This is a genomic window from Alicyclobacillus fructus (assembly GCF_017329605.1).
Lineage (GTDB): Bacteria > Bacillota > Bacilli > Alicyclobacillales > Alicyclobacillaceae > Alicyclobacillus > Alicyclobacillus fructus.
Window position 1 is genome coordinate 17,379 of record NZ_JAFMTY010000012.1, and the last position, 14,116, is coordinate 31,494.

19 protein-coding genes are annotated in these 14,116 nt (G+C 63.1%); 2 read left to right on the forward strand and 17 right to left on the reverse strand.

Annotated elements, in window-relative coordinates; all coding sequences use genetic code 11:
• Positions 1-62 precede the first annotated feature (62 nt).
• Positions 63-518 (forward strand): deoxycytidylate deaminase, encoded by a 456-nt coding sequence (locus J3481_RS07665; protein ID WP_206831468.1) that lies wholly within the window; start codon positions 63-65, stop codon positions 516-518.
• A 114-nt stretch (positions 519-632) separates the two neighbouring features.
• On the forward strand, positions 633-755 hold the full coding sequence (cmpA, locus tag J3481_RS07670; RefSeq protein WP_206831469.1) for a cortex morphogenetic protein CmpA: 123 nt from the start codon (positions 633-635) through the stop codon (positions 753-755).
• Positions 756-822: 67 nt separating this feature from the next.
• On the opposite strand, the gene J3481_RS07675 is transcribed toward cmpA, so the two are convergent.
• From J3481_RS07675 to J3481_RS07755, 17 genes are all read right to left on the reverse strand, one after another.
• Positions 823-1,023 (reverse strand): hypothetical protein, encoded by a 201-nt coding sequence (locus tag J3481_RS07675; RefSeq protein WP_206831470.1) that lies wholly within the window; start codon positions 1,021-1,023, stop codon positions 823-825.
• A 149-nt stretch (positions 1,024-1,172) separates the two neighbouring features.
• Positions 1,173-1,577: a S1 domain-containing RNA-binding protein gene (locus J3481_RS07680; RefSeq protein ID WP_206831471.1), complete on the reverse strand. Its 405-nt coding sequence runs from the start codon at positions 1,575-1,577 to the stop codon at positions 1,173-1,175.
• A 145-nt stretch (positions 1,578-1,722) separates the two neighbouring features.
• Positions 1,723-2,067, reverse strand: a complete 345-nt coding sequence (locus J3481_RS14950; protein ID WP_206831472.1) for an FtsB family cell division protein — start codon at positions 2,065-2,067, stop codon at positions 1,723-1,725.
• 57 nt (positions 2,068-2,124) lie between these two features.
• Positions 2,125-2,721 carry a spore cortex biosynthesis protein YabQ gene (yabQ, locus tag J3481_RS07690; protein WP_206831473.1) on the reverse strand — a complete coding sequence of 199 codons (597 nt, stop codon included), beginning with the start codon at positions 2,719-2,721 and terminating at the stop codon, positions 2,125-2,127.
• A complete protein-coding gene (locus J3481_RS07695; protein ID WP_206831474.1) occupies positions 2,718-2,978 on the reverse strand; it encodes a YabP/YqfC family sporulation protein in 261 nt (86 codons plus the stop codon). The genes yabQ and J3481_RS07695 overlap by 4 nt, the downstream gene beginning before the upstream one ends.
• A 153-nt stretch (positions 2,979-3,131) precedes the next feature.
• Complete coding sequence (locus J3481_RS07700; protein ID WP_206831475.1) at positions 3,132-3,434, reverse strand: RNA-binding S4 domain-containing protein; 303 nt, start codon at positions 3,432-3,434, stop codon at positions 3,132-3,134.
• Between the two features lie 6 nt (positions 3,435-3,440).
• Complete coding sequence (locus tag J3481_RS07705; RefSeq protein WP_014463137.1) at positions 3,441-3,713, reverse strand: HU family DNA-binding protein; 273 nt, start codon at positions 3,711-3,713, stop codon at positions 3,441-3,443.
• A gap of 64 nt (positions 3,714-3,777) precedes the next feature.
• The gene (yabN, locus tag J3481_RS07710) at positions 3,778-5,259 is read right to left on the reverse strand and encodes a bifunctional methyltransferase/pyrophosphohydrolase YabN (RefSeq protein ID WP_206831476.1); all 1,482 of its coding nucleotides are present in this window, start codon (positions 5,257-5,259) and stop codon (positions 3,778-3,780) included.
• 54 nt (positions 5,260-5,313) lie between these two features.
• On the reverse strand, positions 5,314-5,466 hold the full coding sequence (locus J3481_RS07715; RefSeq protein ID WP_206831477.1) for a hypothetical protein: 153 nt from the start codon (positions 5,464-5,466) through the stop codon (positions 5,314-5,316).
• A 153-nt stretch (positions 5,467-5,619) separates the two neighbouring features.
• Complete coding sequence (gene spoVT, locus J3481_RS07720; protein WP_008340726.1) at positions 5,620-6,162, reverse strand: stage V sporulation protein T; 543 nt, start codon at positions 6,160-6,162, stop codon at positions 5,620-5,622.
• Between the two features lie 122 nt (positions 6,163-6,284).
• Complete coding sequence (gene mfd / locus J3481_RS07725) at positions 6,285-9,836, reverse strand: transcription-repair coupling factor (protein ID WP_206831478.1); 3,552 nt, start codon at positions 9,834-9,836, stop codon at positions 6,285-6,287.
• A 35-nt stretch (positions 9,837-9,871) separates the two neighbouring features.
• Positions 9,872-10,111, reverse strand: coding sequence for an anti-sigma-F factor Fin (locus J3481_RS07730; protein WP_206831479.1), 240 nt, complete (start codon positions 10,109-10,111; stop codon positions 9,872-9,874).
• Positions 10,112-10,208: 97 nt separating this feature from the next.
• Positions 10,209-10,784, reverse strand: a complete 576-nt coding sequence (gene pth, locus J3481_RS07735) for an aminoacyl-tRNA hydrolase (RefSeq protein WP_206831480.1) — start codon at positions 10,782-10,784, stop codon at positions 10,209-10,211.
• A 13-nt stretch (positions 10,785-10,797) separates the two neighbouring features.
• Positions 10,798-11,742, reverse strand: a complete 945-nt coding sequence (locus J3481_RS07740) for a ribose-phosphate diphosphokinase (protein ID WP_008340731.1) — start codon at positions 11,740-11,742, stop codon at positions 10,798-10,800.
• Positions 11,732-13,144, reverse strand: coding sequence for a bifunctional UDP-N-acetylglucosamine diphosphorylase/glucosamine-1-phosphate N-acetyltransferase GlmU (glmU, locus tag J3481_RS07745; protein WP_206831481.1), 1,413 nt, complete (start codon positions 13,142-13,144; stop codon positions 11,732-11,734). Before glmU ends, J3481_RS07740 begins: the two co-directional genes overlap by 11 nt.
• Positions 13,145-13,290: 146 nt before the next feature.
• Positions 13,291-13,590, reverse strand: a complete 300-nt coding sequence (gene spoVG / locus J3481_RS07750) for a septation regulator SpoVG (RefSeq protein ID WP_008340735.1) — start codon at positions 13,588-13,590, stop codon at positions 13,291-13,293.
• A 141-nt stretch (positions 13,591-13,731) separates the two neighbouring features.
• Positions 13,732-14,106: a RidA family protein gene (locus J3481_RS07755; protein WP_206831482.1), complete on the reverse strand. Its 375-nt coding sequence runs from the start codon at positions 14,104-14,106 to the stop codon at positions 13,732-13,734.
• Between the last annotated feature and the right edge of the window lie 10 nt (positions 14,107-14,116).

A 14,116-nucleotide genomic window follows, 5' to 3' on the forward strand; every position in this document is an offset into this window, starting at 1 on the left:
CGTCAACGGGAAAGTTTTCGAGAATTCTGGACAGGGTTCGGCATGGGGAGGGCGTGATCGACATGGAGACCAGGCGCGAGCGGATGGACTGGCACAGCTTCTTCGCGTCCCAGGCGCGGGTGATGGCGGCGAGATCGACATGCACGAGGCTGCAGGTGGGGTGCGTGGTGGTGCGGGACAAGCGCATCATCGCCAGCGGGTACAACGGGAGCATTCACGGGGACGAGCACTGCGTCGACGTCGGCTGCAAAGTGGTGGACGGCCACTGCGTGCGGGCGATTCACGCCGAGCAGAACGCCCTGTTGCAGTGCGCGCGGTTCGGGATTGCGGCGGAAGGCGCGGATTTGTACGTCACGCACACGCCCTGCCTGACGTGCACGAAGAACCTGATCCAGGCCGGCATTCGGCGCGTGTTCTACGAGTTCGAGTACCGGCCGGATCCGTACGCGATGGAGCTCCTGTCGAAAGCGGGCGTGGTTGTCGAACGAGTGCGAAGCCGGTTGGATCTTCTCGTCTAGCTCCGAAGGGCGCGCCGCGGGACCGAACTTGGCGCGGCGCGCGAGATTCCTGGGCGCGCTTTCTGTCCCCGGCGCGTACACTACATACAACTGCGATGAGCGAGGTGAAGCGGAATGCCGGAATGGCTTCGGAGTCAACTCAGGAGAGCGTTCCTCAATCGCGATCGCAAGGCCATCGTCATGTTGAATGAAGCGTATTACCGATATCGCCAGGCGGACGCGAAGGCTCAGCCGTGAGCCGGGCCGACAGCCGCCGAGCGGCGCCCCGGTCACCCGCCGCGGCCCCTTGAGCCGAAGGTCCGGCCTATCCGGGGAACCCCGCGATCCGCCCGTGAAACTTGCCCAGAATACGGTCCAGCACCTCTTGCGTGATGGGCCCGAGCTGGGCCTTGTACATATCCAGCGAGATATGGCAGCCGTCGCGATCGTTCTCGTTGTCAAAGGCGAGAAACACGCGCGTGCCATCGTGGAGCTCGTATTCGAGATAATAGGTGTCCTCGGGCACGAAACTTCTCCTCTCAAGCGAAACGGGTCTCGAGCGAAGCTTGTCCTTTGTACGCGAAAACACCGGGCCCTTGCAGAACCCGGTGCCTTTTCACGATGTTCTCGCGACGTGAGCCGCCTTTCGGCAACGCTCGCGCTGGCAGCCCGGCCTCAGCCGCGCCGCCCGCCGCGGCCGCCCCGCTTGGCCTCGCTCCGCCGGAGCTGCGCAAGGCGCTCCTCGCTGTCTTTGAGAAATCGGTTCATGATCTGTTCGAATCCCTGGCGCCGATCCTGGCGCTGACCCCCTCGCGATCCTCCGCGATGCGCTCGGCCGGACGACGATTCGTTGGCCTGGCGAATGGACAGGGCAATCTTCCCATCTCCGCTGACGCTCAGGACCTTGACGGTGACCTCGTCGTTCACCTTCAGGTAGTCGTTGACGTCGCGGACGTAGTCGTCCGAGATCTCGGAGATGTGCACCAAACCCGTCTCGCCCTCGGGCAGCGTGACAAACGCGCCAAACCGCGTGATGCCCGTCACTTTGCCCGTCACTTTGCTCCCGACCTCAATGGCCATAAAGTTGCTTGTTCCTCCCTGTCCGATTGAACGAAAAGAATCCGATGAACGGCTTGCTGAGAACGGCGTGAAGCCCCGGCGGCCACCTCCGCTCATCCGTAGGATATCCGCCTTGCGCCCTTTCGACTCACGTACGCCCGCGACGTCAGCGGTGGTTCGACGACTGCAAATCGAACGGCACGGTGTTGGGCATCACGAGGTTCTGATGCTCCGTCGCGTACTTTTCAATGTACGCCGGATTGTTCAATTGTTGCTTCTGCGTCTGCAACGTGCGCTGCTCGGCTTGAAGCGCGCCGAGCTGCCGCTCCAGTTTCGCGTTCTGCGCCGCCAACTGGCGCAATTGGGGACGTTCCGCGTGCCAGTAGTAAAAGAACGCCCACGCGCAGATGGCGAGTGCAGCCACATAGCGGATGCGCACAGGGAAACGCCGGCGCACGGGATGAAGCTGCCGCTTTACGCTGGATACTGGGCGTGACTCGACTGCTCGCACTGCGAAACGCTCCTCGCTGAAGGTTACCGGGCGGCGCGCCGACGCTCGAATCGAACGTCAACGAGCCGATCCACGGCTTTGAGTCAACCAATTCGACGCGCGCTGCCAGAAATCCTCTTGCCAGGAGGCTAGTTTTTTTCTCCATAGGGCGTCGCGGCGGACGTACCGGCGAAGGGGAAACGTCATGACGGCAAACGCGATCGCGACGATGCGGCACGCGACGTTCTCGATCGCCACGCCCGCGCGGTACAGCAGCGTGGCGATGGCGAGCATCGACCTGCCCAGCAGGCGGAGCGGCCAGACGATGGCGATCTCCATCAGGCGCCGGACAAGCCTCGCGATGAACCGGATCACGGCGACGACCACGAACGCGCCCTGCACGACGCGCCGCCTGAGCGTCACGCGGTACAGGCCATAGCCAACGGCCAGAAGCACCAACGTCCAAATGCGAAACTCGCCGTAGATGGTGCGAAACGTGAGGAGATAGACGCCGACAGCCGCCGCTGTCCAAAAGGCGAGATCGCACAAGGGCCGCAGGCGGCGCAGCCAGCGAAAGCCGCCCGAGATGGTGTTGTACCAATCGAAGACCGTCCCCATCGCGGCCCCCGACACGAGCATCCACAGGACGTAGGCCGTGTTCTGTCCGGCGTTCATGGCCGAAGCCGCCCCCACCGCGCAGCCCGCCGATGATCGCCGTACATCAGCGCGCCGATCTCGCCCTCGATGCGTATGACCCCCGTTTGGCGATCGAACGCCTTGATGGCGAGCGATTTCCCCTCGACGCACAGCTCGCCCGCGCGCGTCGCAATCACGAACGTCTCCGCGTCAAACCGATCGAGCCGTTCGACCCCGGTCACCTCGATCTCCCGCCTGGCCAGGATGTGCACCTCGTGTCCCTCGGCCGGAACCATGCCGACACCTCCAACGACCCTGTCGTTGCCAGTGTATGACGGAGGGTGGACGAGTAGACCGGGCGCATCTGCCCCGCGGCGCGCTGCCGATGGACGACGCGGTCCGGATCAAAAAAACAGTAGACCGGCCCAATGGGCCGGTCCGAACCGGGCTCATGGAGTCTCTTGTTCGTCGTCGACAAACTCCTCGTCGACGTCGCCCGCGCGAGGTTCCACGCGGACCAAGTCATACAGAGAAGCCGCTTCGTCCCGCCGCGGGTTCTCCGCGAGGCGCCGGACGACGACCGTCACCGTCTTATTGCCGTAATGGATGACGATCTCGTCGCCCACCGCCACATCCGTGGCCGCTTTGCCGGGCCGCCCGTTGACGTCGACGCGCCCGGCGTCGCAGATCTTCTTGGCCAAGGTGCGTCGTTTGATCAAGCGGGACACCTTGAGAAACTTATCGAGTCGCAAGGTTCTTCAGCGCGTGACTTCCTTGAGCTTGTTGCCCGGTTTGAAGGCAGGCACCGTGGAAGCCGGGATCTCGATGACCTCGCCCGTCTGCGGATTGCGGCCCGAGCGCGCGGCCCGCGAGCGCGTCTCGAACGTGCCGAAGCCGATGATCTGCACCTTCTCGCCGTTGGCGAGGGCCTTCTCGATGACCTCGAACACCTTGTTCACGGCGGCTTCGGCGTCCTTCTTCTTTAATCCCGTCTCTTCCGCGACACGGTTGATGAGTTCCATCTTGTTCACGCGTGCGATACCCCTTTCGTGGGAATGTCGGGAATGTTATTCGTTCTTCTCGCCGGGAATCCTGCTAGTTCGACTGTGAAATTGCGATTTTTGCCTCGTTCCAGTACGCGTCCAGCGCTTCCGAAGACGCCGTTTCCCACGATTCTCCACCCGACCGCAGGCGATCTTCCACGTACCGGAACCGGCGGACAAAACGGCGCGTCGCCTGCGCCAGGACGGTCTCGGCGTCGAGCTGAAGGAATCGGCACAGGTTGACGACGGCAAACAGAAGGTCCCCGGCTTCCGCGGCGAGCTTGGCGGCATCCCGCGGCTCGCGGCGCCGTTCCACATCAAGTTCATTCATTTCCTCTTTCACCTTCTGCCATACGTCGGCCTCATCCGTCCAGTCAAACCCGACCTTGGCCGCCGCCTTCTGGACCGCCTGTGCCACGGCGAGCGCCGGCCCGGCGAGCTTCACGCCCGCTAGGGCGCTCTCTTCACGCTCTTCATTTCTACGCTCATCCCGTTTTACCTGCTCCCAAATGCCACGCACGTCGTCCGCCGTCTTCGCCACCTCGTCCCCAAATACGTGGGGATGGCGGCGAACCAGTTTCGCAGCCAGGCCCGCAAACACGTCGCGAAGCGTGAACGAACCGTGTTCCTCGGCGATCCGCGCATGAAGAAGAATCTGCAACAGCAGATCCCCCAGCTCCTCCGCGAGATGGTCGGGATCGCCCTCATCGATGGCTTCGGCGACCTCGTACGCCTCCTCGACGACATACTTGCGGAGCGACTCATGCGTCTGTTTCCGATCCCACGGACATCCATTCGGCCCGCGCAGGACCTCGACAATTCGCGGAGCCTCGTGCAGATCGCGGTACAGCACGGCCGCATCCTTCGCCGGCGGAACGTACAGCGTCGTCAGGTGATCGATCCACGTCAGGCGGTCGATCTCGTACAGCGGCAACCGCTCGATCCGCTCTTCCCCCCGCACGCCGGCCGCGCGCACGATGGCGACCTCATACGCATCGGGATAGACTTCCATGAGCGTCAACTTCACGTCGCTCGCCACGGCGCGATCGTAGACCTGAGCGACGAACGTGTGCAGCCGCGGGTTGAGCTGGTCATGCCGCAGCGCGAGACCGTCGAGCATCAGCATTCCCTCGACCGGATCGACCCCCAGGCGCGCGACGGCGAGATCGAGAAAGCTTTGGCCAGGTCCGATCTCGACCTCGACATCCGGGCGCGGCTGCGACAACAACATCTGCACCGCCCGTTCGGCGACAAGCGGGTGTCCGGGCACGGCATACACGACGTGCGGGTGATCCTTGGCGAGACCGAGCAGGCGCGCGACAATCGCCTCGTAGACGGCGTCGAACGTGTCGCACTGCTCGTAGAGATCGTCACACGCGCGGTAGGCGACGCCCATTTCGTCGAGCCTCCTGACGGCCGGATGCTCGCGCGTGCGAATGACCACGGGCCAGCCGCGCCGCATGATCTCGTACGAGCCGAGCGGGATACTGTCGGGATCTCCGGGACCCAATCCGACAATGTGCAGAATGCTCAATGCGTTGCCCTCCATGGCGGAACGGTTTTCGTGAGGTTCATTGAAGCTCGCGCTTCAGGCGTTCGCCTCCAGTATACTCCACCCATGCCGCACCGCCAGACGTGCGAGCGACTGGCTCATCTCTCCATGAAGACTCCAGCGCCAGGGCCCTTCCCTCCATGCGGCGAGTGCGAGTTCCTGCACCGGAAGATGCGCCCCCATCGACACAAAAAGACCTCCCGCTGACCTCGCCCTGTCGCGCGGCGCGGGAGGCCCCAAGCGATGCGAGATGGCCGGCTCCGTCGTACGCCGGCAGCACTCATCCGTCGGAAGGGTCTTGCATACTCCGTACATATGTGTTATTTTGTGGTTAACCCGCGTTCACTGCTCCATTTGCTTGCCCAAAAAACCGGCGGCCGTTTCCGCCAGCTTCACCTCGGTCTCCCCCATCCGCACGCTCTCGTCGCGGGTGGCGAGGATGACCGCGCCAATGGGATCGCCCGCGGCAATGATGGGAGCGATGACCCGCGCCCCGAAACGCTCCGGGCGATCCCGCACAATGGCGTACTCCCCCGCCGTCGAATTGTGCACCGTCTTCCGCTCTTCCATCGCCTGCTCGATGTCCTCGCTCACAGGCTTGTCCAAAAACTCCTTTTTTGGCGCCCCCGATACGGCGATGATCACGTCTCGATCCGCAATCATCGCGATGTGTCCTGTGTTTTCGGCGAGCGAATCCGCGTATTCCTTGGCGAAGTCGCCAAGTTCGCCGATAGGCGAATACTTTTTCAGGATGACCTCGCCGTCGCGGTCCACGAATATCTCTAAGGGATCGCCTTCGCGAATGCGCAACGTCCGTCGAATTTCCTTCGGAATGACCACACGACCGAGATCATCAATTCTCCGCACGATGCCTGTGGCTTTCAATAAGATCCCTCACCCTCATGAAGTTTGGCGCAACGGGAATCCGACGTGAGTGTATTATGCGACTCGCCCAGATCCTCTATGCACCAGCGAAGCCATGAGGGCGGGTGAGCGGCGCCGGGTCGCTAGACCCCCGCCACCTCTTCCTGCTTTTTCGACTGCCGCACCATCTCCAGATAGTCGGTCAAAAAGGCGATGAGTTTCTTGACGATCTCGTCTCCCGCGAGTCCCTTCGTGCGGAACGCGACAAACACCATGCCGTTCGGCCGCGACGTGACCTGAGCCTTGTGCTTGACCGCCATGGACAGGAGCTTTGGGTAGTCGACGGGCGCGTGCTTCTCGTTCGGAAAGCGCACGGTCGTGTCGGCCCCCTGCGTCGCAATGTGATCCGCGTGCGCCTGCATTGCGAGGCTCTTGAGCCTCGTCACGTCGAGCAAATTGCGCACCTCCTGCGGCGGATCGCCGTAGCGATCGATGAGTTCGTCCTCGAGATCGTCCGCCTCCGACACCGCCTGAATCGCGCGGAATCGCTTGTACATCGCGACCTTCTGCGCCGAGTCCGAGATGTAGGTGTCCGGGATGAACGCCTCGACGGGCACGTCGATGGTCGGCTCGACCGGCTTCTCCAGCTGCTCGCCGCGCAGCTCGCGGATGGCCTGTTGCAACAGTTCCGTGTACATGTCGAACCCCACCGAGTTGATGAAGCCGTGTTGCTCGGCCCCGAGCAAGTTGCCCGCGCCGCGGATGGACAGATCGCGCATGGCAATTTTGAAGCCGCTGCCCAGTTCGGTGAACTCCTTGATGGCGGCGAGGCGCTTCTCCGCGACCTCCGAGAGCACCTTGGCCGGCTGATAGGTGAAATATGCGTATGCAATCCGGTTCGACCGCCCGACGCGGCCGCGGAGCTGATACAGCTGAGACAGCCCGAACTTGTCGGCGTCGTAGACAATCAAGGTATTGACATTGGAAATGTCGAGCCCCGTCTCGATGATGGTGGTCGTGACGAGCACGTCGATCTCGCCCTCGAGAAAGTCGAGCATCACCCGCTCCAGCTCGGCTTCGGCCATCTGGCCATGCGCCACGCCCACGCGCGCCTCGGGCACGAGCGACTGCACCCGTTCCGCCATCCGGTGAATCGTCTGGACATCGTTGTAAACGAAATACACCTGTCCGCCCCGGCCCAGCTCGCGCTCGAGCGCCTCTTTGATCAGCCCTTCGTTGTACTCCACCACGTAGGTCTGCACCGGGAACCGGTTTTCCGGAGGCGTCTCGATGATGGACAGGTCTCGCACCCCGAGCATCGACATGTGCAGGGTGCGCGGAATCGGCGTCGCGGTGAGCGTCAAACAGTCGACGTTCGCGCGCAGCTGCTTCAGCTTTTCCTTGTGCGTCACGCCGAAGCGCTGTTCCTCGTCCACAATCAAGAGCCCCAGGTCCTTGAACTGCACGGAGTTTTGCAAAAGCCGGTGCGTGCCGATGACGATGTCGATGGTGCCTTCCTTGAGCCCCTTCAAGACCTCCTGCGCTTCCTTGCGCGTCCGGAACCGGCTCAGCATCTCGATCTTCACGGGAAAACCGGCGAACCGCTCCTTGAACGTCTCGTAGTGCTGCTGCGCGAGGACCGTCGTCGGCACCAAGACCGCCACCTGTTTGCCGTCCATGACGGCCTTGAACGCCGCGCGCATCGCCACCTCGGTCTTCCCGTAGCCCACGTCGCCGCACAGGAGCCGATCCATCGGCCTGGGCTTCTCCATATCCCGCTTGATCTCCGCAATGGCCCGAAGCTGATCCGGCGTCTCCTCGTACGGGAACATGTTTTCAAAGTCCGCCTGCCACGGCGTGTCGGGAGAAAACGCGTGTCCGGGCGTCGATTCGCGCTTCGCGTACAGCTTCAGAAGATCGCCCGCGATGTCGCGCACCGACTTTTTCACGCGGTTCTTCGTCTTCTGCCACTCGCTCGATCCGAGGCTGTGCAGCTTCGGCTCCTTCTCGCCCGACCCGATGTACCGCTGAATCTGGTCGATCTGGTCCACCGGCACGTACAGGCTGTCGCCGCCCGCGTAGCTCAGGTACAGGTAGTCGTTGCGGCGCCCATCCACCTCAAGCGTCTTGATGCCCATGTAGCGGCCGATGCCGTGGTTCACGTGCACCACGTAGTCCCCGACATTCAGCTCCTGGTAGCTCTTGATCCGCTCCGCGTCCGAAACCTGCGCGCGCGTCTGGCGATGTTTCCGCTTCGCCGTAAACACTTCCGTCTCGACGATCACGGCGATGCGATGCATCGGTAACTCAAACCCGCTCGATAGGTTAGCGACCACGATCTGCGGCACCTTCGACCCCGGCGTGAACACCTCGACCTGATCCGCCTGGATGCGGTAGTCGTCGAGAACCCGCGCCAAATGATCCGCCCGCTCCTTGGTCGCGGCCGCAAACACCACCTGCGTGTGCGCCTTTTCCCAACGCGCCAGCTCCTGCTTCAGCACGTTCATCTGACCGTGAAAATTCTGCATGCTGCGCGCGGAGATGTTGAGCACCTGCTGGTAGCGCTGGCTGCCCCTCGTGTGCGCAAACGTCGCGAAATGGACCTTCGGCCGGTTCAACTCCTGAAATTTTGCCTCATAGTGAATGGCGTCCACCGTGCCCGACAGGACCTCGCCCCGCATGATGGCGCTCGACAGCCACTCGCGGAATTCCTTCTCGAGCACGTCCGCGCGCTCCAGAATGCGCGACGTTTCGTCGAAACAGACGAACGCCGGCTGCGGGACGTGATCGAACAGCGTGTCCGCGTGCTCGGGGTACAGCAGCTGATACCTGGCCACGCCCGCGAACGGCTGCCCTTCGCGCAGCTTGCGGATGTCCGCCGAGATGGATTGCTCCAGCCGATCCCGCAGGGCGGCATCGGTCACCGTCTTGAGCCTGGCCTCGAGGCGCGCCTCGACCTCCTCCGCGACCTTGTCCGCCACCGGCTGAGGCAGCATCAGATCGAACGCCGGCCCGAACGAGACGCGTTCCCGCTTTTCTTGGGATCGCTGCGTGGCCGGATCGAATGTGCGGATGGAGTCGATCTCGGTGTCAAACCACTCGATGCGATACGGGAGATCGTGGCCCAGCGGAAACACGTCCAGAATCCCGCCGCGCACGCTGAATTGCCCGCGGCTCTCCACCAGATTGACGCGCTCGTAACCGCCGCGCACGAGTTGCGCCACGACGTCGTCGATGGGCTTGCTCTCCCCTACCGCGAGGTTCACCAGCGAGTGTAGAAAGTGACTTTTTTTCGTCACCGGCTGCCAGGCGGCCAAGAGCGTCGTGACCACGACGACGGGGCCCTCCTGCGTGAGGGCCTCCAGCACGTGCAACCGATCCGCCAGCACGTCGGAAGACGAGGCCAGATAGTCGACGAGGGCGTTGTCGCGCTCGGGGTAAAGGTAGACGCGCGCATCCGGCAGGTATTCCTTCAAGTCCTCCCAGATGGTCTGGGCATGACTCGCGGTGTGCGTCACCACAATCATCGACTCTGGGAGACGGCGATTGCGGAGCTGGTACAGGGCTGCCATCACGAGTTGCCGGCCTGCGCCCGTCACACCCGTGATGAGCATGTCGTTTCTGCGCGGCCCCATCCCGTCCGCCAGCGACGCAAGCGCCCCGTCCGCGGCCATGAGTTCGACGAGACCCTTCACCTTTTCCCCCTCCCAGCGCACGCATGTACCTGGATTTATTGTATGATACTTCCTTCCAATAGCAATTCGGGATGACTTGCGATGGCCTGCTCACAGGCGTCGCAAACGGTCTGAATCTCAAATTGGTTTTCGCGCGGGCGGATGACGTCCCATTGGTGATCGGGTTCGAGATGGTGCAGCCCGAGCCGCTCCATCGCGACGCCGAGCGACCAATGAGGCGCCTCCACCTCTCCGATCTTCTGTCTGCAGTAGCGGCAGACGTATTCGAAGCGCATCGGGATGGCCCCCTTTGTCAGACGCGTGTCAGACAAGTCTCCCCATAGTATGGAGAGGAGATGCGCTTCCCATACCTCCGCCGCTTGCGGCGGCCCATTACGCCTGGGCCGCCGCGTTGAAGCGCGTCATGGCTTCCGCGAAGCCGCGCTCGATGGCGTACAACACCGCTTCGGCCGCCGTCGCAAGCGCCCCGCGGATGTGGGGCTCTTCCTCCGCTGTAAACGCTCCCAGCACGTACGGGACAATGGGCGCACCTTTCGGCGGCCTGCCGATGCCGATGCGAACGCGGCCGAACTTCTCGCTGCCAAGCGACTCGATGATGGACTTGATGCCGTTGTGTCCGCCGGCCGATCCCTGTGCGCGCAGGCGCACGACGCCCGGCGGGAAATCCATGTCGTCATAGAGAACGATGAGATCCATAGCCGGATCGATTCGATAGTAGCGGACGATCTCGCCCACGCAAAGGCCGCTTACGTTCATATACGTGTGCGGCTTCACCAGCAGAACCTTTTCGCCCGCGAAGCGCGCGTCGCCGACCAGCGCGTGGAAATCGGCCTGGTCCACGCGCGCCGCGAGTTTCTCCGCAAGGGTGTCAATGGCCATGAACCCGGCGTTGTGCCGGGTGCGCTCGTACTCGCGACCCGGATTTCCGAGTCCCACGATGACTTTCAACGCCCGTCTCTCCTCAGTCGAACAGCTGGCTCACGGATCGCTGCGTGTGCACGCGGATGATGGCCTCGGCGATGAGTTCCGCCACCGACAGCACCTTGATTTTGTCGATCCGCTTGTGCTCGGGCAGCGCGATGGTGTTGGTGACCACCACCTCTTCGATGGCCGAATTCTGCAAGCGCTCCACGCCCTGCCCCGAGAGCACGGGATGAATGCAACACGCGTACACGCCGCGCGCCCCGCGCTTCAGAAGCTCCGCGGCGCCGGCGGTGATGGTCCCCGCCGTGTCGATCATATCGTCAATCAGGATGGCCGTCTTGCCCTCGATGTCGCCGATGATGTTCATGACCTGCGCGACATTCGCGTCCGGGCGCCGCTTGTCGATGATGGCGAGCGGCGCGCCGAGCCTCTCGGCGAACGCGCGCGCCCTCGTCACGCCGCCCATGTCGGGCGAGACCACCACGGGATTCTCGATTTGCTTGTCCAGAAAGTAATCCGCCAGAATCGGCATCCCAATCAGGTGATCCACCGGGATATCGAAAAAGCCCTGAATCTGGCCGGCGTGCAGATCCATCGAGATGACGCGGCTCGCACCGGCCGTCTGAAGCAGATTGGCCACCAGCTTCGCCGTGATGGGATCCCGGGCGCGGGCTTTCCTGTCCTGGCGCGCATAACCATAGTACGGGATCACGACGTTGATGGTGCGCGCCGACGCGCGCTTCACCGCATCCATCAGGATCAGAAGTTCCATGAGGTGTTCGTTGACCGGCTGACTCGTGGGTTGAATGATGAACACGTTTGCGCCTCGCACGCTCTCGCCCAAGCGGATGCGGACCTCGCCGTCCGAAAACCGCCCGACTTGGCAGTCCGCCAGCGGGACTCCGATGTAGTCGGCGATCTCCTGCGCCAATGCAGGATTGGCATTCCCCGTGACGAGCTTCAAGTCGGCGTCAATGGCCACAATGGTTCCCGCCCTTCTCCGGATTCCGATTCTGCCTGCGCGCCTTCCAGGCCCGGACGTAGTTCGGCTTGGTGGTCTGCGGCACGCGGCCGATGGCGAAGCCGTCGTCGCCGACGTCGTCCGTCACCGTCGTGCCCGCGACCACATACGCGCCCTTGCCAATGGTCACGGGCGCAATCAGGTTGACATTCGAGCCGATGAAGCTGTCGTCCCCGATGACCGTGCGATGCTTTCGCTCGCCGTCGTAGTTCACGGTGATGGCGCCGCACCCGACGTTGACATTGCGGCCGATCTCGGCATCGCCCACGTACGCCAGATGGCTCACCTTCGTGTCGTCCCCGATGCGGCTGTTTTTCACCTCGACAAAGTCGCCGATCTTCACCCGCCGCCCAATCTCCGCGCCAGGGCGCAGATAGGCGAACGGTCCCACCTCGGCTCCCTCGCCGATCACGGCCTCCACCGCCACGGTGTATTGAACGCGGGCCCCTTCGCCCACGACCGTATCCACCAACCGCGTGTGCGGGCCGATCACCGCGCCCGGCGAGACGCGCGTGCGCCCCGCGAGCATCGTGCCGGGGAGCAGGGTCACGTCCGGCGCGAGCTCCACATCCGCCTCGATGTACGTGGCGTTCGGATCCACCACCGTGACCCCTTCCGTCATCCAGCGCGTGAGAATCCGCCGCCTGCAGATGGCCTCCACGCGCGCGAGCTCCGCGCGGTTGTTCACGCTCGCGATCTCGTCCTCGTCCTGAGCGATGTGCGCAATGACCCGTTCGCCGCGGCGCGATAAGATCAGCGCCGTGTCCGTGAGGTAATATTCCCCCTGCGCGTTGTCGTTGGTCACCTCGCGCAGGGCCTCTTCCAGGGCGTCGCGCCGAAAGGCGTAGATGCCCGTGTTGATGAGCCGGTGCGCGCGCTCCTCCGGCGTCGCGTCCTTTTCTTCGACAATCCGCTCGACCTCGCCGAGCGAGTTCAAAAACACCCGGCCGAGCCCCGTGGGATTCGCCACTTCGGCCGCAAGCACGACACAGGCTGCGCGGTTCTCCTCGCGCAGCCGCATCAGGTGCAAAATGGTCTCCGGCCGAATGAGCGGTGCGTCACCGTACAGCACGACGACCGTCTCTGTATCGGAAGGCACGAGCGGCAGGGCCGCCCGCACAGCGTCTGCGGTACCGAGCTGCTTCTCCTGGACGGCGACTTCAGCGCGCCCCCGGACCGACGCCTCCACCTGTTCCCGATGCTGTCCCACCACGACCACCACTTGGTCCATGCGCGCCTCGCGCAGGCTGTCCAACAGGTGGTGAATCATCGGTTTCCCGCATACCGGGTGCAACACCTTGTGTGTCTGCGATTTCATGCGTGTGCCGTGCCCCGCGGCCAGCACGACAGCGGTTTGCGCCATGCAGTATCTCCTCCGAGCGCGCGACGTGTGCGCTCCCACAAATCTTGTCGCCACAAAGTGTACCCGATGGGGGGGTGCATTTCAATTTGCCCGGCCTGCGATCACAAAAAAGCCCTGACTTTCGCCAGGGACTTTTCACACAACCTTCACATCGCCGAGTCGCGAAGCGGCTGCGAGTTTTCGGCCTCCGCCTCCTGCGCGCGGTAATACGCGGCAAGGACGGCCTCCTGGATTTTCTGGCGCGTGGACGAAGAGATGGGATGAGCGATGTCCCGGAACTCGCCGTCCGGCGTCTTCTTGCTCGGCATCGCGACAAACATGCCGTTGTTGCCATCGATCACGCGGATGTCGTGGACGACAAACTCGCTGTCGATGGTAATGGACGCGATCGCCTTCATGCGGCCTTCACTCGCCACCCGGCGAAGCCTTACATCGGTGATCTGCACCCTCTTCACCACCCTGATGTCGCGAATTGGTCACATCTGTCTTGCTCGACCAATTCAACATCGGGGCGGCAAACTCCTGCAGAGATCGTCATCATTTTTTCAAAAATTCGACCTCGTTCCCCGTTTTCCGCGGAGCCCTCCTCAGCCCAGGTAGGCGACGAGCTCGATCTCGACCTTCGCTCCGCGCGGCAGCGCAGCCACCTGCACCGTGGACCGAGCCGGTTTATGGCCGCCGAAGAACGCCTCGCACGCCTCGTTGACCACCTGAAACTCGCTGAGATCCGTCATGAAGATGGTGGCCTTGACGACCTGATCGCGCCTTGCGCCCGCGGCCGTGAGCACCGCGTCCAGGTTGCGGAACACCTGTTCCACCTGCTCCTTCACGCCGCCCTGGACGAGATCGCCCTCCGGCGTGAGCGGGATCTGGCCGGACGTGTAGACAAACCTATCCACCTGAACCGCCTGGGAATACGGGCCGATGGCCTTCGGAGCCTGATCCGAGTGAATGATCTGCATCGACAAGACC